The sequence below is a fragment of the Varibaculum cambriense DSM 15806 genome, from assembly GCF_000420065.1.
Taxonomy (GTDB): domain Bacteria; phylum Actinomycetota; class Actinomycetes; order Actinomycetales; family Actinomycetaceae; genus Varibaculum; species Varibaculum cambriense.
In genome coordinates this window covers 199210-222717 of record NZ_ATUF01000003.1, presented here as the reverse complement: position 1 = coordinate 222717, position 23508 = coordinate 199210, and the positions used below count along the sequence as shown (strand labels likewise).

Genomic DNA, 23508 nt, shown 5'->3' with positions numbered 1-23508 from the left:
CGATAATCCGCAAGGGAAAACTCACCGACTGCGCGTCTGGGTACAACTCTACCGAGCGAACAGATGTTCGACAAATGAAACGCCGAAAGCGATATTCATAGCTGCCAGAATTTCTCTACAAGGGAGCAAAACAAAAATAACAGTCTTAATCCGGCTAGCTCCTCAGTAGCCCTTGGCGCGCCAGCTCATTTAAAGTTCTCCGGTCAGCGCGATGAATAAAACGCAGCTGCGGATCGCTATCGGTTTGCGCCAATAGGGAATCCCAAATCTGTTGCGGAGCTACTCCCGACGCCAAAGCCTGCGCCGGAGTGGCCTGTAAATCAGGTAAATATAAATCTGAAAGTAAAGATGCCCCGAAAGCCGATCCAAACACGGCTTTCAGGGCAAAGTCGAACTCTGAACGTTTCACCTGGCTAGACTACCGAATGTACCGGTACTTCTGGCACCTGGCGACGCACAGACAGGCCTTCCGCTACGGCCACTCGTAAAGAAACTTCCCGCAGTATCATTGCCATCGGCACCTCGAGAGCATCACAAATAGCTGCCAGCAGTTCCGAAGAAGCTTCTTTTTGTCCGCGCTCTACCTCAGAAAGATAACCCAACGACACCTGAGCACTGGTGGAAACTTCCCGTAAGGTACGACCCTGGGAACGGCGTACCATCCGCAATACTTGCCCAATCTCTTCGCGCAGCAACGGAGTCTTGTTCCCCGTATCTTTATCTGTCATATCCATAGCATATCCCCCTATCTGCTGCCCGTGCTTGGACTTCCCATCCTGAGGAACTCCAGCAGGCGTCTTTTGATACTCTCTTGGACTCACACTTGTTCCAACACCATGTCCGCGCGATTCATTCCGCTCATCGACGAATAGTGCCAGCGTTCACACTGCAGTGACTTACCCGACTTAGGTTATTTCTTCTGCTGTTTCCGCAGCTGCGAGCGCGTCATGGCAAATCGAGGGGTTTCCCCGTACATCTGCTCAGCTGCTTTGGGCTCAGGGCTTTCCCCTGCTGGTTCAGGGTTGGCACTAGGCGTGGGGCTAGCGCTGACCGCCGACAAATCAGGGATTTGCCCCCGCGAATGGGATTCTCGATCATTTCCCTCTCCCGCAAGCTTTGCTTCTCTCGCGGCCTTTCGTGCTTCCTGCGCCCGGCGGGTGCGCCGGGAAGGGAACTCGGAGCTGTGGTCTGACTCGGTCGACTTCTCCCCTTCCTTCGCTTCCTGAGCGGAGGTGGTAGCTGGCGCCGGAGTCTTCTCAGTTTTCTGCTCTCTATGCGCTGCCCGGCGAGCAGCGGGCTTTGCTCGCGGTTCCCAGGTTTTCTTAGCATCCAACGTATCCTTACCGGCACCCGGTTCGGAATCGGCTTTAGATCCGGACTCCAAAGAACTGGTAGTTTTTTCCTCCCACTCTTTAGAGGGGGTTGCTTCCCTGCCTTCACCGGGCTCGGCAGTATCTTCTTCGGACTTAAGCGGGTCGCTCTTATCCTCACTACCAGCTGCTTTGGCCTGTTCCTTATGATTATCATGGGCATCCAGGAAGTAAACCATCCCGGAAAGTACCGTAGCCACGAAAGCGGCAATTAAAACCGCAATCGCCAAATACATAATTACGACGCCCACCTGGGTGTTAAACGGATAGCAAATCCCCGCTAACATCCACAAGAACACCATCAGAATCTGCAGGCTGGTCTTAATTTTCCCGCCTTTAGAGGCCGGCAAAACTACCCCAGAACGCAACAGATACATACGCAGGAGCGTAACCGCTACCTCACGCAAAATTACGACTGCCGTGAACCACCACCACAGGTTCTGGAACAGAGAAAGCAAAACAAAAGCCGAAATCATTAGGGCTTTGTCCGCGATGGGGTCAACCAGTTTTCCAAAATCACTGACCACCTGCCAGCGACGCGCCAATTTACCGTCTAGATGGTCAGTATAGGAAGCTACGCAAAATACCACTAAGGAAACCATCAGCAGGGATACCGACCCCCGCAAATGCTGCATAATCATCAAGGCGATGAAGATTGGCACCAAGATAATTCGCGTGATCGTAAGGGCATTCGGAATTATTTGCCGCCACTTACCCGATGAAGCCGCGGGTTTCTCTTTGCTTTCCATCACTACTACTCTAATAGATTTTTTACGCTCAAAAGACGCATTATAGGAGCTTAGCGTCCGGTAAGCTCCCACGCGTCCTCTCCGCTTTCGGCTTCCACTTCCTCTAACGGGGGCTCGTTGACACTTTTCGGAATCCCCTCCGAGGGCGTATCTGCAGGTGGAACCACTGGCTTTTCTCCGCGCAACATAGCTAATATCTCGGGAAGCTGCTCGGGAGATACTAAGACTTCCCGGGCTTTGGAACCACGCGATGGCCCCACGATCTCACGCGACTCCAATAAATCCATTAATCTGCCTGCCCGGGCGAACCCTACCCGCAGTTTACGTTGCAGCATGGAAGTCGAACCTAACTGGGTGTTGACCACCAGTTGCGCAGCCTCTAACAAGTCATCCAGATCGTCACCGATATCTTCGGCAACTTTTGGTTTGTCCTCTTCCTTGACGATGACATCCTCGCGATATTCTGGACTCATCTGGGTTTTAACCGCATCCACTACCCGTTGAATTTCGTCCTCTCCTACCCAGGCTCCTTGAATACGCATCGGCTTAGCGGTTCCGGCCGGCAGATACAGGGAATCACCCTGTCCGATTAGGGCTTCGGCGCCTCCCTGATCCAAAATAGTGCGTGAATCCGTGATCGAAGAGGTTGCGAAGGCTAACCGGGAAGGAATATTGGCTTTAATAATGCCGGTGACTACGTCTACGGAAGGACGCTGGGTAGCCACTACCAGGTGAATTCCGGCGGCGCGTCCTAGCTGCGTAATCCGCTGGATAGAGGCTTCTACGTCCCGGGGAGCGACCATCATCATATCGGCTAACTCGTCTACCACAATTAACAGGTAGGGATAGGGGCTGATTTCCCGCTCAGATCCCGGCGGGGGCACTACTTCCCCTTCTCGCACCGCCTGGTTGAAAGAATCGATATGTTTATGCCCAAAGTTGGCCATATCGTTATAGCGGTGATCCATTTCTTTAACCGCCCATTCCAGAGCTTCCGCTGCTTTCTTAGGGTCGGTAATAATCGGGGTAATCAGATGGGGAATCCCCTGATAAATGGTCAGTTCCACCCGCTTGGGGTCAACTAAAATCAACCGCACCTGCTCCGGGGTAGCCCGCATTAACAGGGAAGTAATCATCGAGTTTACGAACGACGATTTACCGGAACCGGTGGCCCCGGCCACCAAGAGGTGAGGAGTCTTTGCCAGGTTAGTAACGACGTATCCGCCCTCAACGTCTTTGCCTACCCCAACCATTAAGGGATGCGCCGAACGGTGCGCAGCAGCCGAGCGCAGCACGTCACCTAGGGCCACAATCTCGCGATCCGTGTTCGGAATTTCAATCCCGATCGCACTCTTACCGGGAATCGGGGACAATATCCGCACATCCGCGCTGGCCACGGCGTAAGCAATATTGTTTTTCAGGTTAGTAATTTTCTCAACTTTTACCCCGGGCCCCAGTTCCAGTTCATAGCGAGTTACCGTAGGTCCGCGGGAGAATCCGGTGACTTTTACATCCACTCCGAATTCGGTAAATACTTCCTCCAAAGCGGCTACTACCCGGTCATTGGCTTCCGAGCGCACCTTGTGGGGCTTACCTTTAACTAGCAGTTCTTCCCCGGGAAGTTCATAGGTTTGCCCATCGGCCAACTCCATTCCGGTTTCTCCGGTTCCGGGTAACAGTAGTTGCGTTTTCTCGCCCTCATCGGTGGTTTCAGGCATCTGGGCTGCTTCCGCACTGCTGAGCACTTTGGTTTCTTCGGTATCTGCCGGTAGCTGGAGGCGAGAAGTGCGCGGCTCCGGCTCCGGTTTCGAGGCCGGTGGTTCCGGTGTTTGTGCCGCTAGGACTGGGGTGTCACCATCTGCTAGTTCCTCCGAGTCACTTAACTCAGCCGCTGCCGTGCGTTCCCAGCGTTTTAGTCTGCGGGTACGGGGAGCATCTTGAGGGACATCCTCGCGCACGCCGGTATCGGATTCGCTTGCTACCTCCCCAGCTTCTGATGATTTTGCGACGTCAGCTTTCACCCGCGCTACCAGAGAGCGGGCCACCCCGACTACTTGAGAAATAGAAGTCTCGGTGGCAATTAGCGCCGAATAAAGACCTAAAAGCACCAGCAAAATCACGGCACCGGGAGCAGACACCAAGATTTGCAAAGGATGCCCAAAAAGCCATCCCAAAATCCCTCCGGATTTTTCAATAGCCGAAAAATCGGTGATTCCCGGACTTGCGCAAGCCACATGAGTAATTCCGGTTATCGCGGCTGCTATCCCGATTGCCCCCAATAAAATATGGAGATGAGACTCTTCCGGGTCGCGGTTACGAAAGAGGCTAATCGCTGCCCCCACCAGGATTATGGGAGCAATAATACTGTATATACCCAGCAGACCTGCCGCTAAGTGGTGTAGCGCCCGGGTTGCTAGCGCGTCCATGGCGAACCATTCCGTTAACGCCGACATCGTGGCTAAAGCAATTAGTAGGAATGCGATCCCATCACGCACCCGAGAACTATCTGTAGCGGGATGAGAGGAACCTAGTTTCTTACTATTTTTTTTCGCAACCATAACACTGGCACTCTACCCTTCCAGACTCTTTTGACGCCGATTGCCACGCCGCCAGCAAGTAGCTTCCCTGTTCACAGCGGATTAGCTTTTTGAAAACAAGTGATTAGCGGTAGGCAGGAACTTCACTAAGCCGCTGCTCAATTTCACAGGCCCGGGGGCAGGTGTCGTTTCCATGTTTTTCTGCCGCCATTGCCCCGGCAACATTGGCTCGCTCTAAAGCTTGCAGCCGATCGTGTCCTTTGACTAATTCCGCCAGCAACACTCCGGTGTGAGCAGTTCCCACTCCCAAGGTATCTGCCACTTCGATACTCAGCGAGGGAACCATGGTTTGCCGCTCTGCGTCGATTAACTTTGCCCCATAAGAACCAATCCGCTCTACCACCCAAGCTGATTCGGGCAGTTTTTCCGCAACGTAACCACTGGTCAAATGTCCAACTGATCCGGGAAGGAACTGGGATTCATATTCGTTGCAAGTAACCACATCCACATACGGCAAGACCTCGGAAACATACTCCGGTTTGATCTGCGAAATCTGGGGAGTAGCCGCCATCGCTACTGTTACTTGCTCCGGTAATGAGGGAAGCCACTGGGCAAGCGCGGCTCTATAGGAGGTGTGGGCTAGATCCCCGGCAGAAATATAAACCACATCTCCGGGGTGCATCGACACTTTATCTAGCTCCCGACCAGAGATGTCAACTTCCACCCCGGTGGTGAGTACCGAAGCATAGTATCCGCCCGCTTCAATCATTTGGATTTTCATCCCGATATCGCCCACCACTTCTACCGTGCGGGTCTCAATATTGGCATCTCGCAGTACTTGCCTCGCCTGGGTAGAGTTGGGACCAGTTCCCAGGCAGGACATGTTTACTACCGGTATCCCTTGCCGAGCAGCGGCCAGCATCACTTCGGCTGCCTCCCCCACGCCGGGACGCTCCGCGCTGCCGAGTACGGTGGTGCCTCGTTCTGGCAGGCGCGACATTTTCATCGGTAAGGTCAACACCACCGCAGCTACCGACACCAACTTGTTTTTTTCTTCCGCCATTTCGCCGCCCATTCTTGTTCCCTAGCGCCTAAATTTTCCTTAGTTTCGAGGTTTAACGAACGGGAAAGCCAACACCTGCCGAATATCACAGCCCATCAGCATCATCGCCATCCGATCCATTCCCAGTCCTAACCCGCCCAGGGGGGTCATGCCCAGTTCCAAACAGTTTAAGAAATCTTCGTCCAGGCTCATAGCTTCCGGATCACCCGCCGCGGCCGCTAGCGACTGCTGCGTAAAGCGTTCGCGCTGGTCGCGAGGGTCAGTTAGTTCGCTGTAGGCAGTTCCCAGCTCCATCCCGAAAGCCACCAGATCCCAGCGTTCCGCCAAACGGGGGTCACTGCGGTGCCTGCGGGTGAGTGGAGAGGACTCCACTGGGAAATCACAGTAGAAGGTAGGTTTTACCGTGCGTGCCTCTACTAACTCGTCATAAAGCGTGCCCAACAGGGTGCCACAGTTGGCGCCCGGCGGCGGGGTGAGGTGGTGCTGGGCGCACAGGCTCCGGAGATCATCTTCGCCAGTGTCGGGAGTAACCGTGGTTCCTACCGCTTGGGATACCGCATCGAAAACCGAGATTACCCGCCACTGGCCAGAGATATCGACTTCCTCAAAATCTGCGTCGCTGCTACCGGCGCCAGCAGCTTCCGGATTTACCGGGCGTAGAGCAATTTCTTTACCGTGAATCGCCCGCGCCGCCGCCTGGTAAAGCTCGCGGGTCAAAGTCATCATCTCTCGGTAATCAGAGCCGGCTTTATAGACTTCCAGGGAGGTGAACTCAGGGTTATGAGTGGCGTCCGCGCCCTCGTTCCTAAACGAGCGTCCCATCTCAAAGATTGCCCCCATCCCTGCTATAGCCAGGCGTTTTAGATACAGTTCCGGGGCGATCCGCAAGAACATATTTACCTGGTAGGCATTGGAATGGGTAACGAAGGGGCGGGCATTGGCACCACCTTGCACCGCCTGCAACATGGGGGTTTCCACCTCCAGGTAGCCGCGATCAATCAGTTCTTTGCGTACCGCACTTAATGCCCGTGAACGTGCCTGGAGGCGACGCATCGCCGCGGCATCATTGAGCAGAGTCATGGTGCGTTCGCGGGTACGGGTGGTACTGTCCAAACGCGCAGCCGGATGCGGAATCGGGCGCAAGGCTTTCGCCGCCAGCGTCCAGCTTTCCGCTATTAAAGAGGGCGTGCCTGTGCGGGAGGCTCCGCACTTGCCGTTAACCACTAGCAGATCCCCTAGGTCTAGTAGTCGCAGATGGGCAAACTGCTCGGGACTCAAGTTACCTCGCTCCAGTACTACCTGCAGATAGGTTCCTTGGTAGTACAAATCCCAAAACACTACTCCGCCGTGATTCCTCCGAGCCACAATTCGGCCCAGGGTACGCAAGGTTTTCCCATTTTCACCCGCATCAAGGCAGGCTTTCGCCTGTGATAGGGGAATCCCTAAATCGAAACCTGCCGGGAAGGATTCTATTCCGGCTGCACTTAGCTTTTCCGCTTTCGCGCGCCGGGAGCGTTGCTGTTCACTCAGTTTTACCTGCAGCTTGGCGGCGGTGTATTCGCTGCGCATCGCTTCCAGCTCGCTAAGATACTGGCTATCTACTTCCCATTCAAAGGGCTCCCCGCGCAAAGCCGCCTCCGGCGCGGGCACAAACCCTTCTAACATTCCCGCTGCGAGTAGCGATAAGGGCACTAAGGGATCGGAAGAAAAACAGAAATACCGCGGCAACCATTTCGGGTTATAACGGGTGTTAGATTCATAGAGGGATTCCAGCTGCCAAAAACGGGAGGCTTTCACAAACAGGGCACGTTTTACCCGATCATTGATAGTAGCGTCAACGGCCTCGCCCTCTACGAAGATTTCTCTAAACATCGCAAAGTTCAAAGAGAAACGCTCGACACCTTTTTCGGGTCCTTGCTGCAGCAAGGTGAGCACCATGGCTTCTACTACCCCGTTGACAGCGTTTTCTGCCCGGCGCATCAGATTAAGGGAGACGGCGCGCTGCCCCCAGGGAACGAAAGTAAGCAGGCATTGCAACTGCCCATCTTTGCCTCGCGCGGTTACTATCAACTGCTCGCCCTCTTGGGGAGCGAACATTCTATCGAGACTCATCGAGAAGCCGCGTTCATTACCTCGCCTAAATAGCTCCGCCACCATCGCCACTTCCCGCAGCTGGGCCGGAGAAAGTTCGCTTTGCCTGCAGATTTCGATCTCTACTCCCGCCCGGGCAACCCTTCTTTGTGCCGCTAGCAAGGCACGTCCGGCGCTAGAGTTACGTTCAAAACGTTCGGGACTGATAATGGCTTCGTCGCCCATTTTGCGGACCCTTAGTCCCTGGTGGCGATAGATACGCGCCCCCTGGGCACTAGCAGAAATTACCGCCGGAATCCATCCTTGGCGATAGCAGTAGGACTTCCATCTTTGCACTGCATTTTCCCAGGAAGAAGGATCACCTATCGGGTCTCCGGCCGCTAAGGCCACCCCGAGAGCTACCCCGTAGGAAACCACCGCTTGCCCATCGGCACTAAAAACCACCGCCCGGTTATCCCGGGTGGCATAGTAGCTTAAGGAGTCAGCTTTCCCCCATTTGATCAATAAGGAACGCAACGCTAGATCTTCACTGCGCGTGCGAGCCTTTACCCGTTGACCGAGGATAAAACGATTGGCGGCGATCATTACCACCAGCCCGGAAAGAACCATGATGAAGAAGCTGAGGGCGCGAAAACCTGCTTGATGGGCGAACATAAAGTGGATGTTGAACCCGCGGTGCAGTCGCAAACCTGACATCCGCGCATATACCCACAGTGCTAGCGGACTACTAGCCCAACTGCGCGGTGCAATCACCCGAGCCATGGCGAACCCAATTCCAAACACCAGCAACTGACCGCTTATTAGAATAACCAGGGCTTTCCAGGCGGATTGGGCATTGATTTTTCCCCAGAAACTGCGCGCCGATGCGAATAGCACCGCCAGAATCAACGCCGCTATCGCCAGACGTGTACCCAGGATGATCAGGTCTGTCAGGTCAAAGTCGGGGTTGGAGAAAGAAAATATCAGAGCTACCAGGCAGAGCAGACCGTGCAGAGCCTGCAAGGCAATAAGGACGATAGCTCCGATCCGTTTGCGGGAAAAACACAGTAGCGCCAAGAAAGCCAATAAAACCGCAGTCCCTAAAGTGGCGGTAGAGGGAACTCCCAGAACGGTTAGCACCAGGTAGGTAAAACGCCCAATATGGTGACCCACGGCATAGCGGAACGGAATCATTACCAGACAAAATAGGGCGGCAATAGTATAGATCCACCCCATCCAGGCGGGGACGCGCTGACGCCAAGAACTATGCGATTTTTCTTTTCCAGCTACCCGCATCTAAATCTCCACAACTACCGGTACGATCATGGGACGACGACGCAACCGACGCGCCACCCAACGCCCCAAAGCGCGGCGCATTGCCTGTTGCAAGCGATAAGGGTCGCTATCTCCTTGATTTAGCGCTCTTTGCAGCGCCTCAGTCACGTCCGGTAGTACTTCCCGGAACACCCCCTCGTCCTCGGCCATTCCCCGAGCGGTAATATGCGGGCCGGCAGCAATAATCTTGGTGGGCACATCTACCGCGGCAAATACGGAAACGAAGCCTTCTTCTCCCAAGGTCATGCGGTCCTTTAACTGGTCTTCATCGATTTCTCCGATAGATCCGCCGTCAACATATATGTATTCGCAATCAACTTGTCCTACGACCCGCGCTTGCCCATCTTTGAGGTCGACTACTACCCCGTCCTCGGCTAAAGCCACGTTTTCTTCCGGTACCCCGGTAGCCTGGGCTATCTTCCCATTAGCGATTAGATGCCGGATTTCACCGTGAATCGGCATTACATTCTTAGGTTGCACAATGTTGTAGGTATAGAGCAGTTCCCCTTCGGCGGCATGCCCGGAAACATGAACCGCGCGGTTCCCTTTATGGACTACATTGGCACCTTGGCGCATCAGCGCGTTAATTACCCGGTAAACCGAGTTTTCATTCCCGGGAATCAAGGAAGAGGCCAGTAACACCGTATCTTCTGGTTCTAGGGACACCAACCGGTGCTCGCCTTGGGCGATCCGCGAGAGCGCTGCCATGGGTTCGCCTTGGGAACCGGTTACCATCCACACTCGTTTATTGGGGGGCAAACGTTTGAGCTCGTCGGCGCGCACCACTACGTCTGGATCCAGCTCTAGGTAACCGGCCTGCGCCGCAATGTTCATATTGCGTTCCATTGACCGCCCCGACAAGCACACTTTGCGTCCTACTGCCCGGGCAGCATCCAGCACCTGTTGCACGCGGTGCACATGGGAAGCAAAAGAAGCTACTACCACCTGCCCGGTGGATTCGGAGAGCACCTGGCGGATTACGGGACCGATTTTTCTTTCCGGGGCGATAAAACCAGGGACTTCCGCATTGGTGGAGTCCACGAGGAATAAGTCAACACCCTCTTCCCCCATACGAGCAAAGCCGCGCAGATCGGTGATTCTTTTATCTAGGGGCAGCTGATCCATTTTATAGTCGCCGGTGACCAGCAGGTTTCCGGATTTGGTACGGATCATCACTGCGAGCGCATCGGGAATCGAGTGGGTGACTGCCAAAAATTCGCAAGCGAAAATATCTAGCTCAATACGCTCTCCCTCGCGTACCTGATGTAGATGCGTCGCCGGGAGTCGATGCTCTTCAAGTTTGGGACGCAGGAAATCTAGGGTGAGTTGGGAACCGTAGATGGGGATATCTTCGCGCAGGCGCAGCAGATAAGGTACCGCCCCGATATGGTCTTCGTGACCATGCGTGAGCACCAGTGCGACTACGTCATCCATGCGTCCGTGCAGATAGGAAAAATCGGGGAGAATCAGATCTACGCCGGGTTGGATTTCTTCGGGGAAAAGCACCCCGCAATCGACAATCAGGATTTTGCCGTTCAGCTCGATTACGGTCATGTTCCGCCCGACTTCCCCCAGGCCTCCCAGGGGAACTACCCGGATGGTGTCGGATTTGAGTTTCGGCGGTAAAGAAAGTTCAGGATACAGCGGATTCACGTTTCCAATTGTCCCGAGTTTGCCCGCCTATAGCAAACTTCCGCGCGCACTGAACGCTTAATACCCCCTTTAAAGCAGGTAAGGGGGTTAGACCCGCAATGCTGGACTCGGGATATCCGTTAAGCACCTGGGTATCGAGGAGGCGCGTCCAGAAACTTAGAGCAATCCGAAACTTTCCAGAGCCGCGCGCAGCTGCGCAATATCCTCTTCGCTGGCCGGAGCTAGCGGCAGGCGCAGAGTATCGGAGGGAATAACTTTTTGTAGGGCGAGGGCGTGCTTAGCCATAACCGCGCCCTGTCCCCCTCCCATTAACGCTTTCACTAGGGGTTCTAGCTCCAGGGAGAGTTGCAGCGCCTCCTGGTAGTCTCCGTTTTCTACCAGCTGCACCATTTTGCGATAGCTGGGGGCGGCTACGTGCCCCACCACGCTGATTACCCCCACAGCGCCCTGGGTAAGCCAAGAATAGTTGAGGCCGTCATCGCCGGAATAAAAAGCCAAACCGGTTTCATCGATGCGCCGCGCCCCGACTTCCACTTTGCCAGTAGCATCTTTTACCGCCACAATATTGTCGATCTCTGCCAGACGTTTCATCAGTTCATCGCTGATGGCTACCCCAGTGCGTCCGGGAATATCGTAGAGCATCACCGGCAGGTCTGTTTCGCTAGCTACCTTGACAAAGTGCTGGTAGAGCCCCTCTTGGGAGGGTCGCGAATAGTAGGGACTTACTAGCAGGATCCCGTCAGCTCCCGCCGCCTGGGCACTGCGTGCCATTCGCACCGAATGTTCGGTGTCATTAGAGCCCGCCCCCGCAGTGATATAGAGATCTTTGCCTACCGCTTGACGGACTGACTTAATCAACTGTTCTTTTTCATCCAGGTGAGTAGTCGGTGATTCCCCGGTGGTGCCCGAAAGTACCAGGTGATCTATCCCCTGGTCTACCAAATGTTTCGCCAGGCTGGCGGCGGCATCGTAGTCTACGGAGCCATCCGGGTGGAACGGGGTCACCATTGCTACCCCAACCGGTGCGGGAAGCCGATAAGTACAATCTGCGTTGCTCATATCCCTACTCTACCTACGCCACCTGGAGATTTTTCTTTCGTCCAAAAAGCGAGCGGGAAGGATCTACAAGTCAGTAAACCACAGATGTTGCACCATGGATTCATGTCCTACTTTTAAGCCTTGGCGCAAACCGGCGGGAGCGAATCCGCATTCACTAAAGAAACGGATTTTTTCTGGCGCCTCGGCCGCTAGCCAAATCTGTACCCGGCTCGCCCCGGACATTCGCAACATATCGCCGATCGCATTTACCAGGCGGGAGGCGTCACCCAGGTTATTTTCCCAATCGCAAACCTCTAAAGCCACGATTTCGGCATCCGCATTTTTTTCTGCGAGCGGTGACTGCTTGGGTTGCACCAGCATTTTGGGGGCGGGAGCAATCGCTGCCAAACCGACCACCTGTCCTTCATTTACTGCGGTAAGCAGATGATGTTTTGGCGAGGGCGGGCTAAATAGCGCCTGCTGCCAGGCACGGGTGATCTGCTCCGGATCGATAAGCGCTAAGGTTTGCGGACCAATCTGTCCCAAATGGGATTGCAAGTCTGCCTGCATGGCCTGTGCCTGAATGCGTCCCCAAGTCGGTAAATCTTCGCTTTTCGCTAAGCGTACGGTTTCTTTAGCATTAGCTGGACTACTCACCTTAAATCCCTAAATCCATGATTTTATCCAGCCCCACCGTAAGGGGAGTCGCAGCTGCCACTTTCCGGACTGCCAGCAATACCCCGGGCATAAAGGAGGAGCGATCAAAACAGTCAGTGCGCAGCCGCAGCTGTTCCCCCAGGTTAGAAAGCAGCACTTCCTGGTGCGCATTGGCACCGAGCATCCGCAGGGAGTGGATCCCCACATCCTCGACTTTCATGCCGCGCGCTCCCTGAGGATCGGTGGTGGTGGCATCGGGAGCTGCAGGCACACCGGCTTGCCTGCGGGCAGCCGCCATTGCTTGCGCGGTTGCCAGCGCCGTCCCGCTAGGGGCATCCAGTTTTTTAGGATGATGAGTTTCTACGATCTCGACGGAGGTGAAGAAAGGCGCCGCCAAGCGAGAAAAAGCCATCACTAATACCGCTGAGAGGGCAAAGTTAGGGGCAATCAATACGTTACGTCCAGTTTCGCGCGCCACTTCCTGGATTTTTGCCTGTGCGTCCTCGTCCCAACCAGAGGTTCCGACTACCGCATGGGCTCCACTGCGCAAAATCGCGGCGGTATTGGCAAAACTGGCGCTCGGAATGGTGAACTCGACTGCGACCTCGGCGCCGGCCAGAGTCTGGGAAGTGATCTCATCTTTACTGCCCAGACGGGCAACTAGCTGTAAGTCTGCAGATTCTGCGATCGCTTGACAAGCGGACTGGCCCATCCTCCCCTGGGCACCAACCACCGCCACTTTTAGTTTTTCGCTCACTCTAGCTCACACCCTCGGGTTTATTCGCGTTAATAATCTGAGCTTTATCTGGGCACAGAGTTTGCCCAGCTATCTGCAGATTGTTGTACCATTCTTGCCGGAGCTCAGCAGAATCTACTTTGGTATAGATATCGGACAGAGTCTGTTTATTCGCTGCCGAATCGGGTTGCTTAGTATCTAGCAGTCCGCACAGGGACTGTACCGGGCCTAACACTATTTCGGCGGTACGCTGGTCATAGTGGTTCTTTTCCATCACCTGTTTAACGAAAGAGTTTTGCGCTTCCGACAGATGGTCTTTGGGAGTAAACGCCACTGTCGGGCTCGGCGAAGCGGTGGGGGTAGTAGGCTTCGCCGAAACGGAACTAGTCACTTTCGGGTTATTGGTAGTTTTGTCGGGAGCGGACGGCTGCGCGGAAGGACTGCAGGCACCTAGCAGCGCCGCGGCAGCAATAACTGGGAAAAGTTTCTTTATCTTCACCCGTTCAGCTTATGCCACCGCCGGGCGTACCACGACTTTCACCTGTGGTAAGCCGAGAAATTGCGCTGCCAGCTCACTAATTTGTGCGCCATTTACTGCTCGCAGAGCAAGGTTTAACTGCTCGATGGTGCGCAAGCGACCTCCATTTACTTCCGCGCGCCCCAGGCGCGCCATGCGGGCCCGATTATCATCCATCCCCAGCAGCACTCCCCCGCTGAGCTGACCTAATGCTTCCGCTAGTTCGTCCTCGGGAACACCGTATTCTGCGAGTTTTTCGAGCTCCGTCACCAGTAGTTGCCCCACTTGCTCCAAGTTAGCGGGGGCGCACCCGGCGTAGAGGCCGAAGGATCCGCTATCGCTATAGGCGGAGTCAAAAGCATAAGTGGAGTAAGCCAGTCCCCGTTTTTCCCGGATTTCTTGGAAGAGTCGGGAAGACATTCCCCCAGATAGCACCGTTAGCAACAGACTAAGAGTGTCGCGCTGGGGGTCATTAGCGGGCAGAGACCGGGTTCCGATAAATATTTGTCCCTGTTCCACAGTCTTTTCTACCGTGGTGCTGGCCAGCACCGCCGGATCCGGCTGCGCGCGCTGGGGAACTTCCGGATCGGTTTGCGCGGGAAGCTCCCAACCGTTTTTCTCTGCCGCTGCCAAAAGCAACTGCGCCAGGCGATCATGATCGATATCTCCAGCGGCCGCAACTACTAGGTTCCGAGGCTGGTACCAGCGCTGATGATGGGCTTTCACCGCTTCTAAGGGGGTGGCGGCTACGGTTTGGGCGGTGCCTCCTACCGGCAGTCCCAGCGGGGAGGTGGGGAATAGTTCACCCAAGAACTTTTCATAGCCAACATCTTGGGGGTCATCTTGGGACATGGCCAGTTCGTCCAGGATAACTGCCCGTTCCAGTTCAAAATCTGCCGGTGCCAGCGTGGGGCGAGCCAGCATTTCGGTAAGGACTTCCACCGCCATCGGCAGGTCGCGCGAGAGCACCCGGCAATAATAGTGAGTGGATTCTTTAGCGGTCGCGGCGTTTAGTTCCCCTCCTACGGCATCGAATGCCCGGGAGATTTCCCGGGCATCGCGGGTAGCGGATCCTTTAAACAGCAGGTGTTCGAGGTAGTGGGTGGATCCCAGATGCTCTGGGCCTTCATCGCGGGAACCGGCAGGAATCCAAAACCCCAGTACTACCGAGGGCGAAGCCGGCACCTGTTGTGTAATCAGGCGAATACCGCCGGCAAGTACCGAACGCTCAATCAGGGTTTCCCCTTCGCTGACGCTAAGGCGGGGGGCAGTGGCAGAAAGCGGCAGTTCGTAAAAGTTTTGTTCAGGCATGTTTCTCTTATTTGGGTTTGATAGTTTTCGCTACAGTTTCCCGGTTTCTTCCGGGTTCCCGGGGCTATGCTCGGGTGGTTGTCCTTGTTGGGGAGGCAGTTAATGCATGGGAGCATCCGTATTGCAGCGCGCCGAGGACAGTGAAAATCCCTAAGGCGAAGGTTAATAGTCCCGTTTCCGCGCTGTCGGCGACAGCGGCAGAGATTAGGGAAAAAGCGGTGAATGCCAATGCGATTAAGGTAGCGCGAGCCCAGAACCGGCGAGGCTCTAGTTTAAAGATCAGACGCAAACCCGCAAACACCAGTTGAAATCCGCCTGCCACTGCCCCGAAAACCAGCGCCAGAAACCCGGTAAACATGGTTAGGAATCCGGAGTCGGAAGTGGTAGAAACCGACAGTAGTATCAGAGCAAAGAACAGGCATAGGAAAAGCACGCTGCCGGCCACTACTAGGTCGAAGTATCTGCGCATCTAGGATCTCTTTTCTTAAAAATTAAAGGAGGCGAGGGCGAGATGATCTCGCCCTCGCCAACTTTATTAGCGACTATTCGCCGTCACTATCTGTTTGTTCCTCGCGGCGATCATCGCGGCGATTGTTGCGATGCCGGCGCGAGCGGTTACGAGAGCGACGCGGGCGCTCTTCGTCCTCGGAACGGCGAGATTCCTGCTTAGCCTCGTTTTCGGCTAGCTCGGCTTCCTGCTCTTCGCTTAAGACTGCACCTAGCGACAGCTTGCCCCGTTCGTCGATCTCTTCGATCTCTACTTGCACCTGGTCGCCCACGTTTAGTACGTCCTCGACCTGGTTGATGCGCTTACCCCCTACCAGGCGGCGGATCTGCGAAATGTGCAGCAGCCCGTCCTTGCCGGGGGTCAGGGAAATGAAAGCTCCGAAGGAGGTGGTCTTCACCACGGTTCCTACGAAACGCTCCCCTACCTCAGGCATTTGCGGGTTAGCAATCGCGTTAACTGCTGCCCGGGCAGCCTCGGCAGATTCGGCATCAGAGGAAGAAATATAGACAGTGCCGTCGTCTTCGATCACGACTTCGGCTCCGGTGTCCTCCTGAATCTGGTTGATCATCTTGCCCTTGGGGCCGATGACTTCACCAATCTTGTCTACCGGTACCTGGACGGTGATGATGCGCGGAGCATAGGGGCTCATTTCGTCCGGTTCCGGAATCGCCTGTTCGATCAGGTTCAAGATTTCTAGGCGGGCTTCCTTTGCCTGAGCTAGCGCACCTTTCAGCACGTCAGAGGGGATGCCGTCCAGTTTGGTATCTAGCTGGAGGGCGGTAATGAAGTCCCGAGTACCGGTGACCTTGAAGTCCATATCTCCAAAGCCATCCTCGGCTCCCAAAATATCGGTCAGGGTCATGTACTTGGTGGTGCCGTCCTCGCCCGGCTCGCTCATTAGCCCCATCGCAATCCCGGCGACCGGCGCCTTTAGCGGTACGCCCGCGTTCAGTAGCGAAATCGTGGAGGCACAGGCCGAACCCATGGATGAAGAGCCGTTCGACCCCATCACTTCGGATACCTGGCGGATAGCGTAGGGGAATTCTTCCTTGGAGGGAAGTACTGGCTCTAGCGCCATTTCCGCGAGATGCCCATGCCCGATTTCCCGGCGCTTGGGGCTGCCTACGCGCCCGGTTTCGCCGGTGCAGTAGGGCGGGAAGTTGTACTGGTGCATGTAACGTTTGCGGGTTTCCGGCCCCAGGTTGTCTAGCTGCTGTTCCATACGCAGCATGTTCAGGGTGGTTACCCCCAGCACCTGGGTTTCGCCGCGACGGAAAATCGCGGAGCCATGCAGGCGGGGCAGCACTCCGGCGCGCGCATAGAGCGAGCGAATCTGGTTCGGTTTGCGCCCGTCCATCCGCACGCCCTCGTTCAGGGTGCGGGTACGGATTAGCTCTTTTTCGAGGGCGCGGAAAGCCGCTTTGAGCTCTTTCTCGCCTTCGGGGAAACGCTCTTCCAGATCGGCGAGCATTTGATCCTTGATTTCATCAACCCGGTCTTGCCGGTCAAGCTTTTCGGCGATCTGTACGGCCTGGTCAAGCTGTTCGCGGCAGTTTTCGGCCACGGCATCCCAGTGTTCATCCTCGAAGTCTTTAAACAGCGGGAACTCTAGGGTTTCCTTCTGGCACTTGGCCGCTACCTGCGCTTGCGCGCGGCACAGTTCTTTGATGAAGGGCTTGGCGGCCTCGAGGCCGGCAGCTACTACATCTTCGGTAGGTGCGGTCTGTCCCTGCTGGATCAGCTCCCAGGTACCTTCACCACCGCCAGCCTCGACCATCATGATGGCGACGTCTTCGCCACCGTCAGCGGTCTGAATAACCCGACCCGCAACCACCATATTGAAGGTGGAGCGTTCTATTTCGCTGTAACGCGGGAATGCTACCCACTGGCCATCGACTAGGGAAATCCGGGTGCCACCGATCGGTCCGGAGAAGGGCAGACCGGAAATCTGGGTGGACATGCTGGCGGCGTTAATGGCCAGCACATCGTAGGCGTCGTCGGGGTGTACGGTCAGCACGGTGGCTACAACCTGCACTTCGTTACGCAGCCCTTTTACGAAGGAGGGGCGCAGCGGACGGTCGATTTGGCGAGCAGCCAAAATCGCTTCAGTGCCGGGACGGCCTTCCCGCCGAAAGAAGTTTCCGGGGATACGTCCGGCCGCGTATTGACGTTCTTCCACATCAACGGTGAGTGGGAAGAAATCAAACTGGTCGCGCGGGTTTTTCCCTACCGTGGTGGCAGATAAAACCGTGGTTTGATCATCCAGGTAAGCCAGCGCACTGCCGGCAGCCTGTTGGGCGAGTAGGCCAGTTTCGAAGCGCACGGTGCGCTGTCCGAAACGACCATTATCGATGATTGCCTCGGAGGCAATCACTTCTGGATCGTCCATCATTTTCTTTTATTTACTCCTTGATATTCCATCTTCTAGGGCCAATGCCCTCCTGAGAGCTATCACCTTGTGATGGGCGGTCAACGATCGAGACCCACGGAGAAAGGCGACTAGAAACTGCAGCGCCTGATCCGGAGGCCACCACCGAAGACCGAAACCGGGGTGATAGCAATTCGGCCCGGCGTTAACCGGGCCGATATTTCTATGTTAGTGGCGCAAACCGAGACGCGCGATCAGAGAACGGTAACGTTCAATGTCGATGTCTTTCAGGTAGCCTAGCAGGCGGCGCCGCTGCCCCACCAGTAGCATTAGTCCCCGACGGGAGTGGTGATCATGCTGGTGAGTTTTGAAATGCTCAGTCAGATCCGAGATCCGCTTGGAAAGCAGCGCGATCTGAACCTCAGGCGAACCCGTATCACCGGGATGGGTCGCATATTCTTCCATAATCTTGGCTTTTTCTTCTTTACTCAGTGCCACTGGGTTCTCCTTTTCTTCTACTTGTTGCACGGAGCTCCGGGGCAGTTTCACCCGGGCATGACGCATCCGTGGCCGGCTTGTAACGGCTTTACTAGCCTAACATTAGCGCTGCTGGCAATCCTATTTTGGCGCTGGTGAACTAGGACACGCGCAGGTGCGGCTAATGCGAAGGTAGCGAGGACGAGGGCGCAAGCACCGGGTGGGCTCCGCGCGGAGCCTTGGTTTTTCCTCCCGCCCAAGAATTCGGAAAAAGACCGCAGGCATTTTCCGAATTCTTATGCCCACCGCGCCTGCTCGGATAAAACCAAGCCCCCGCGCTGGTGCGGCACTAGCCAATTTCCTCCTCACGCGTCCTACCCCGCGCGGAAGGCACTTCCCATTTCGCCCTCGGGCTGGGGCATCCGCCCGTCTTTGATGGCTCGCAGGAATTCGACGTGGTCCGCCTCGGTCTGGTCGGCGTAGGCGCGGGCGAAAGTGGCGAGAGCTTGCCCCGGTTTATCGGATTTACCCAGGTAGCCGGAGATCTTGGAGGCGCCATGGGTGCGCGCGTGGCCTTTCGCCAGCAACAGCCCTACGATTCCCGCATAGTCGCATAGGGATTTGGCTCCCAGGCGATCTAGGGGCACGGTTCCTTTCATATTGCGGAACTGGCGCACATAGTATTGTCGCTCCCCTACGCTTGCCCAGCCTAACAGCGGGTCAGAAACGGTTTGTAGTGCTTTTTGATATTCAGCTACTCGCTGTCCTTGGTGGGCATGCCATTCTTTGGAGCCGTGCACATATTGGGCGAGCACCGAGCGCCGTGCCTGCTTAAGCTGCAAGAAGATTACGTCCGTAGGGGTGGAGCCTTGGAGCAGCGCGATGTAGGCGCGCAAACCTACCGATCCTACTCCTACTACCCGCTGCGCGATATCAACCAGGGTGTATCCGCCCAATACTCGCGCCCATTGCGGGGATATGGTGTGCAGATATTCGTCTAGGGCGCGCGCCACCGCATCCCAATCAGCTGGGGGAATCTGGGTGGTTAGCGGGGGTTCGGGGGTAATTTTCAGGCTTCCTTCGGATTCTTGGGCGAACTTGGGGAGCGCCCGATCCGAGGTACGTTTCATAGCTTTGGCAGCGGCGCGTTCGATCTCTTTTGCCAACTTGGGAGTTAGCTCTCTAGAGGTAAGTTTCTCCAGGTCAATCCGATTAAAGGCGCGTTCAAAGAGAGGACGTCCGGCTAGCAGACTAATTTCGTCCCGGTAGGCGTTTACGCAAGCGACTACCGCATCGGAGCATTTGGATTCGGAGAGATTATTTTCGCGCCCCGCCACGTGGATCGAGGCGGTCAGGCGGCGCAGGTCCCATTCCCAACTGCCGGTATGCGCCTCGTCGAAGTCGTTGAGATCCATCACCAGTTCCCCTTCGGGGGAACGATAAAAACCGAAGTTTCCCAGGTGGGAATCCCCGCATACTACCGGTTGAATCCCGGTGGCGGGCAAGGCAGCGGAGTCGGCGGCTTGCACTACCGCGGCTCCCCGTAAGAATCCGTAAGGTGAGGACGCCATGCGCCCTACCCGTATGGGGATCAGGTTCTTAACTCTGCCCTGGTGGGAGTCTTGAATGAGGGCGATAGGGTCGCGGTCTGGAACCGGCACCCAGGCCGCCAAGGAACTAAAGGGAACGGTTTCGCGCAGCGAGCGTCCGTATTGATAGCGATCTTCGCGCGGTTCAGGAGGAGCGAGCAGGGAACGATATTGCACCGGAATATTCACGTTATAAACTCTATATTCTTTAGGTGTCCTTGGCAGATATTGACACGTTTTCACGGTTTAAAACGGCGTTCACCGTGGTGCTGCGAGTGGCCCTCGTGACGCTGGAAACTGCCTTCGCAAGTTATCCGGAAAATCCGGATAACTGCGGCAGACCTATCCCCTACCGCGGGCTATTGACAAAATTCCAATAGCTCCTTTCTTCGCAGTTCCCCTACTGCCCGCACAAGGCTTGCTTGTACAAGTTGGCGAGCACCTCGTTGCCGACATTTGTGGGGTGAGTGCCATCATCTACCAGGTATTCCCGATGCCCTTCGCTGGCTGCCCACCAGTCAATAATCCCCACATTCGGATTATTGTTTGCCAATCGGTTCAATATTTCATTATTTATATCTTGCAAAGGATTCGGATCACGGATTGTCACCAAATACATTGGTCTTCCTTCAGCAGTATCTATCAGGTTCTGCACCAGCCGGTCGCCGTACAATACCCCGTTACTACCTAAGGCATAAACAAGAACGCGGGGACGAATTCCCTGATTCTTGTATTTTGCGAACACGTCCGGGCCGCGTTGAATCTGGCGACTAACTTTCCCATCGATAACTGCCTGCGGTAACACTTTCTTTATCGCGGCGCTTGCCCCCTCGGTTATTGAGTCTCCAATAATGAGCACGTCCGCGTTGCAGGTACCGGTGGCAGGATCGATCTGCCAGCCGCTGGTATCCAAGTTATTGGGCACCTTCTTGGCTAGTGGTTTTAGCCCTTTGGGTTTTTCTTCTTGCTTTTTTGGTGACTTGTTTTTCTCGTCTTTTTCTTTCGTTTTTTGCTTCTCCGAATGAGAGGACGAGGTCGCACTAGCGGCAAGTTCCGGACGTAAGTGCACCGCCCGATTTTTGGCTAGCTGCTCCCAGTTAGCGGGATAAAACGACAGTACTACTGCTACTATCAGCGATATTGTCGAAAGCACTGCGAATACCTTGAGCTGCAGGGTGCGGAGTGGATCCTGCGACTTAAGTGTTGCAACTTTCCTTTCTCCCGCCTTTTTCCAAAGGGAACTCAGCAAGCTTGCCGGCGATTCTGTCAGACGATAGAAAACTTCCGCTGCAACTACCACTATCAGTAGCTGCAGAAGCTGCTGCCACCCGGAGGGCGGAACCGTACGGGTAGCTGGATTCAGTAGCAGCAGAATCGGAAAATGCACCAGATATAAGGAAAAGGAACGGGAACCCAGGTAATTGAAAACCGGGTTGCTTAACAGTTTCGAAATCTCCGACCCCTCGAAGGTCGCCGCCCTAACTATCACCGCGCTTAGCATTGCCACCAGTAAGAACCCACCGAAATAAATCGCAGGCGTGTCCCCACTTCCCCAGATAGCGAAAACTATCAGTGATCCAAGGCTCCCCGCTGCTAGCACCTGCAACATCTCGCTTTTCTCGGTCTTGGCCCGAAAAGCAGAAACACTGTTTTCTGGGGAAATCTGGGGATAGATAAGCGCTAAGAAGGCACCCACCAGCAGCTCTGCGGCGCGAGTATCCAACCCGTAATAGGCGTGAGTAACGTCCTCTCCCACCATCCAAAAGATCGACATCGCCACCGTAGAGAACAGGATCAGAACCGCGGTAATCGCTGGGGCGGCCCGCCTAACTTTCAACAGCAAGTAGACGATCAACGGCCAGAGCACATAGAACTGCGCGAGTACCCCCAGGAACCACAGGTGGGTGAGCGGAGAAGGCAAGCCTGCCGCCGCGAAATAGGGGACGTTGCGGACAATATAAAACCAGTTGCTGACAAACAAGGTCGCCGGTAGACAGTCACTTTGTACTTTCAGCAGCAGGCTGGGGGCGAATAGATAGGTCAGCACCGCGCTAAGCGCGATAGTGATAACTATCGGGAAAAATAGTCGCCATAAACGCCGCAAAAGGTAGCGCCGATAAGAAAAACTCCCTTTATCGAGGGCGCTGACGATAGAGCGAGTAATCAGGAACCCGGAGAGTACGAAGAATACGGTGACCCCGATGAATCCGCCGGGTAACACGCTCGGACGCAGGTGGTAGAGCACTACCGCCACAATCGCTAATGCACGTATCCCATCCAGTGCTTTTATTCTGACACTCGGGCGTCCTCTAGAAATAGTTTTGCCTGTTGATAAGCTTTTTTTGGAGGAAGTTAGCGGGAAACGTTCATCATTTTCCATGCCTAAAGTCTAGCGCGCGCAAAATCCCGCCTTACAAAAGGTTTCGAAAACAGACCCGGCAATTTCCGGTATCCCCATTTCAGCCCCCAGCCCACCCTGCCGCAAACAATAAGTCACTGCCGGAAGTATCCGGAAGTCGGGATAAGATTAGCTGGTGCATGAAACCAGTGATTTTAATGCTGAGCTTTTGAATAGAGACAGCACGCGAGCGAACTTACCTTCAGCCCAAAATTCTAAACGCCCCACTGCTGGCGTATCTATAACCCTCGGTCTGAGCCTCGCGGTGCTAATCGGTTGCGGTTCAGTCGCAAATGATATGTTCCCATTTTCGGGAGTGTTCATCACGATTATGACGAAGCTCGCCAGTTCCGGACTGGGGTTCGTAATGATAGCGGTCGTGGTGGGCTGGTTCTCTAAATCCTGGAAAATCGCTGCGAGTGTAGCTTCCGTTTCAATTCTGTTTGCGTTAGCAATCTATTACTGTGCAATACCGATCTACAACTTGCGTCCAGGCGCAGCTAGCAGCGATATTACACAGATCGCCCTCACCTGGACGCTATTAGGGTTAGGGTGTGGAGTCATTGTTGGTCCAATGGCATTTTTTGCCCATTATGGAACGTTGACTCAACGTTCTATCGCCACCGGCTTCCCCCTAGGTTTGATTCTAGGTCCAGTAGTGGTGGCATTACTTCAAGGCGTAGACCTGCGCAGCTTAGAGATACTGGTAGTCGTAGCCATCACGGGCTTTATTCCCTGTATCGGTCTGTTGGTATCACTGCGACGCACAAAACCAAGATTGCTTATTCTTTCAGCGGTAGCGGGGATTATTGCCTCCGGAGGGATATTTTTGCTGATATATGCCTTATTCTACTGATAATTAACCGACATCTACAGGTCCTCCCGCCCCACCTACGCCCCAATGCTTTGGCGGCTCGCGCCCTGACACACGCGCAAAGAGTTATCGCAGGTAAAGATCCCGAAGATTGGGCAGTTTTTGAGGAGGCAAACCAGGCGGCAGATTTTCTGAACTCCCTAGCATGGAAATTATTTTTGACCGCCGAAACATCGCCTAGGGCCTCATCTTTACCTCATAGCCTTAATATCTTTATTTTTTGATGCTTTCTTGCCGTAAGAAGTAAAAATTTTGAGG

18 protein-coding genes are annotated in these 23508 nt (G+C 55.0%); 1 reads left to right on the top strand and 17 read right to left on the bottom strand.

The window, feature by feature from the left end; all coding sequences use genetic code 11:
- Positions 1–154: 154 nt before the first annotated feature.
- The 17 genes from F605_RS10210 to F605_RS0105985 all read right to left on the bottom strand — a co-directional run bounded on the left by F605_RS10210 (position 155) and on the right by F605_RS0105985 (position 22358).
- Entirely contained in the window at positions 155–409 is a 255-nt protein-coding gene (locus F605_RS10210) for a DUF3046 domain-containing protein (protein WP_022865005.1), read from the bottom strand.
- Positions 410–413: 4 nt separating this feature from the next.
- A complete protein-coding gene (locus tag F605_RS0106060) occupies positions 414–734 on the bottom strand; it encodes a helix-turn-helix domain-containing protein (RefSeq protein ID WP_022865004.1) in 321 nt (106 codons plus the stop codon).
- A gap of 176 nt (positions 735–910) precedes the next feature.
- The gene (gene pgsA / locus F605_RS11050; RefSeq protein ID WP_081639161.1) at positions 911–2119 is read right to left on the bottom strand and encodes a CDP-diacylglycerol--glycerol-3-phosphate 3-phosphatidyltransferase; all 1209 of its coding nucleotides are present in this window, start codon (positions 2117–2119) and stop codon (positions 911–913) included.
- A gap of 50 nt (positions 2120–2169) precedes the next feature.
- The gene (locus F605_RS10200; RefSeq protein WP_022865002.1) at positions 2170–4677 is read right to left on the bottom strand and encodes an FtsK/SpoIIIE family DNA translocase; all 2508 of its coding nucleotides are present in this window, start codon (positions 4675–4677) and stop codon (positions 2170–2172) included.
- Positions 4678–4780: 103 nt separating this feature from the next.
- Positions 4781–5731: a PfkB family carbohydrate kinase gene (locus F605_RS0106045; RefSeq protein WP_022865001.1), complete on the bottom strand. Its 951-nt coding sequence runs from the start codon at positions 5729–5731 to the stop codon at positions 4781–4783.
- Positions 5732–5758: 27 nt separating this feature from the next.
- Entirely contained in the window at positions 5759–9085 is a 3327-nt protein-coding gene (lysX, locus tag F605_RS10195) for a bifunctional lysylphosphatidylglycerol synthetase/lysine--tRNA ligase LysX (protein ID WP_022865000.1), read from the bottom strand.
- The gene (locus F605_RS0106035; protein ID WP_022864999.1) at positions 9086–10777 is read right to left on the bottom strand and encodes a ribonuclease J; all 1692 of its coding nucleotides are present in this window, start codon (positions 10775–10777) and stop codon (positions 9086–9088) included.
- Between the two features lie 156 nt (positions 10778–10933).
- Positions 10934–11836 (bottom strand): 4-hydroxy-tetrahydrodipicolinate synthase, encoded by a 903-nt coding sequence (dapA, locus tag F605_RS0106030; protein WP_022864998.1) that lies wholly within the window; start codon positions 11834–11836, stop codon positions 10934–10936.
- Between the two features lie 63 nt (positions 11837–11899).
- Positions 11900–12472, bottom strand: coding sequence for a GNAT family N-acetyltransferase (locus tag F605_RS0106025; RefSeq protein WP_022864997.1), 573 nt, complete (start codon positions 12470–12472; stop codon positions 11900–11902).
- 1 nt (position 12473) lies between these two features.
- On the bottom strand, positions 12474–13229 hold the full coding sequence (gene dapB, locus F605_RS0106020; RefSeq protein WP_022864996.1) for a 4-hydroxy-tetrahydrodipicolinate reductase: 756 nt from the start codon (positions 13227–13229) through the stop codon (positions 12474–12476).
- Between the two features lies 1 nt (position 13230).
- Positions 13231–13707 (bottom strand): hypothetical protein, encoded by a 477-nt coding sequence (locus F605_RS0106015; RefSeq protein WP_022864995.1) that lies wholly within the window; start codon positions 13705–13707, stop codon positions 13231–13233.
- Positions 13708–13716: 9 nt separating this feature from the next.
- On the bottom strand, positions 13717–15036 hold the full coding sequence (locus F605_RS10190) for a M16 family metallopeptidase (protein ID WP_022864994.1): 1320 nt from the start codon (positions 15034–15036) through the stop codon (positions 13717–13719).
- Between the two features lie 64 nt (positions 15037–15100).
- Positions 15101–15505, bottom strand: a complete 405-nt coding sequence (locus tag F605_RS0106005; RefSeq protein WP_022864993.1) for a hypothetical protein — start codon at positions 15503–15505, stop codon at positions 15101–15103.
- A 73-nt stretch (positions 15506–15578) separates the two neighbouring features.
- Complete coding sequence (locus F605_RS0106000; protein ID WP_419184828.1) at positions 15579–17933, bottom strand: polyribonucleotide nucleotidyltransferase; 2355 nt, start codon at positions 17931–17933, stop codon at positions 15579–15581.
- 207 nt (positions 17934–18140) lie between these two features.
- Entirely contained in the window at positions 18141–18410 is a 270-nt protein-coding gene (rpsO, locus tag F605_RS0105995) for a 30S ribosomal protein S15 (protein WP_027723647.1), read from the bottom strand.
- A 353-nt stretch (positions 18411–18763) separates the two neighbouring features.
- On the bottom strand, positions 18764–20167 hold the full coding sequence (locus F605_RS10185) for a DUF2252 domain-containing protein (protein ID WP_022864990.1): 1404 nt from the start codon (positions 20165–20167) through the stop codon (positions 18764–18766).
- A 211-nt stretch (positions 20168–20378) separates the two neighbouring features.
- Entirely contained in the window at positions 20379–22358 is a 1980-nt protein-coding gene (locus F605_RS0105985) for an acyltransferase family protein (RefSeq protein WP_022864989.1), read from the bottom strand.
- A gap of 316 nt (positions 22359–22674) precedes the next feature.
- Between F605_RS0105985 and F605_RS0105980 the strand changes: the two genes are divergently transcribed.
- Positions 22675–23232 (top strand): hypothetical protein, encoded by a 558-nt coding sequence (locus F605_RS0105980; protein WP_156005303.1) that lies wholly within the window; start codon positions 22675–22677, stop codon positions 23230–23232.
- The last annotated feature ends 276 nt before the right edge of the window (positions 23233–23508 follow it).

Coding starts and splice junctions, on each gene's coding strand:
- lysX (WP_022865000.1), bottom strand. CDS start 9,085: ATGCGGGTAGCTGGAAAAGAAAAATCGCATAGTTCTTGGCGTCAGCGC.
- F605_RS10190 (WP_022864994.1), bottom strand. CDS start 15,036: ATGCCTGAACAAAACTTTTACGAACTGCCGCTTTCTGCCACTGCCCCC.
- F605_RS0106060 (WP_022865004.1), bottom strand. CDS start 734: ATGGATATGACAGATAAAGATACGGGGAACAAGACTCCGTTGCTGCGC.
- pgsA (WP_081639161.1), bottom strand. CDS start 2,119: ATGGAAAGCAAAGAGAAACCCGCGGCTTCATCGGGTAAGTGGCGGCAA.
- F605_RS0106005 (WP_022864993.1), bottom strand. CDS start 15,505: ATGCGCAGATACTTCGACCTAGTAGTGGCCGGCAGCGTGCTTTTCCTA.
- F605_RS0105985 (WP_022864989.1), bottom strand. CDS start 22,358: ATGGAAAATGATGAACGTTTCCCGCTAACTTCCTCCAAAAAAAGCTTA.
- F605_RS0106000 (WP_419184828.1), bottom strand. CDS start 17,933: ATGGACGATCCAGAAGTGATTGCCTCCGAGGCAATCATCGATAATGGT.
- F605_RS0105980 (WP_156005303.1), top strand. CDS start 22,675: ATGTTCCCATTTTCGGGAGTGTTCATCACGATTATGACGAAGCTCGCC.
- dapA (WP_022864998.1), bottom strand. CDS start 11,836: ATGAGCAACGCAGATTGTACTTATCGGCTTCCCGCACCGGTTGGGGTA.
- F605_RS0106045 (WP_022865001.1), bottom strand. CDS start 5,731: ATGGGCGGCGAAATGGCGGAAGAAAAAAACAAGTTGGTGTCGGTAGCT.
- F605_RS10200 (WP_022865002.1), bottom strand. CDS start 4,677: ATGGTTGCGAAAAAAAATAGTAAGAAACTAGGTTCCTCTCATCCCGCT.